Origin of the sequence: Devosia chinhatensis (assembly GCF_000969445.1) — a bacterium.
GTDB lineage: Bacteria > Pseudomonadota > Alphaproteobacteria > Rhizobiales > Devosiaceae > Devosia > Devosia chinhatensis.
The window spans coordinates 1-457 of sequence record NZ_JZEY01000015.1 but is presented as its reverse complement, the minus strand read 5'-3'; the positions used below and the strand labels follow the sequence as shown (position 1 = coordinate 457).

Annotated in this window: 1 protein-coding gene and 1 pseudogene; both read left to right on the top strand. The window is 60.4% G+C overall.

What is annotated here, in order from left to right; translation table 11 throughout:
- The first annotated feature begins 31 nt into the window (after positions 1-31).
- A complete protein-coding gene (locus VE26_RS17880) occupies positions 32-172 on the top strand; it encodes a hypothetical protein (RefSeq protein ID WP_160297759.1) in 141 nt (46 codons plus the stop codon).
- 15 nt (positions 173-187) lie between these two features.
- Positions 188-457: pseudogene (locus VE26_RS16890) on the top strand (ABC transporter permease subunit); the annotation flags it as partial.

Genomic DNA, 457 nt, shown 5'->3' with positions numbered 1-457 from the left:
TCGACACTCAAGTGCTAGATGAAGTACCACCTTGAGTATCCGGCCGACTCCCTGTTACATTGCAGCTATCATCATTGTGATCGTGTTCTCCTATTTCATCCCGCTCGTCACGTCCTCTGTCACGGTTGCCATCGTTGTGCGAGCCGGCCTCACCTGGCCCTTCACCGCCTAGACGCTCCAGCATGCCGCGCTGCCGTGCTTGTCGCTCGTGATGGTCGAGTTCGGCGACTGGTTCGTCGGCATGCGGGGGCTGGTCAGCAATGTCGCGACCGAGGGCTATGTGACCTATGCAGAACTGTCAGCCGACGACAAAACGACGAGCGTGGGCGGCTATGGGATCCGCCACGCCACCCTGCCACGGCTGACGGCTCTAGCGATGGCGCTGGGTGGAGGCTTCTCGGGCACCGTGATTACCGAACAGGTCTTCAAGTATCCCGGCATCGGCACGCTGCTGATC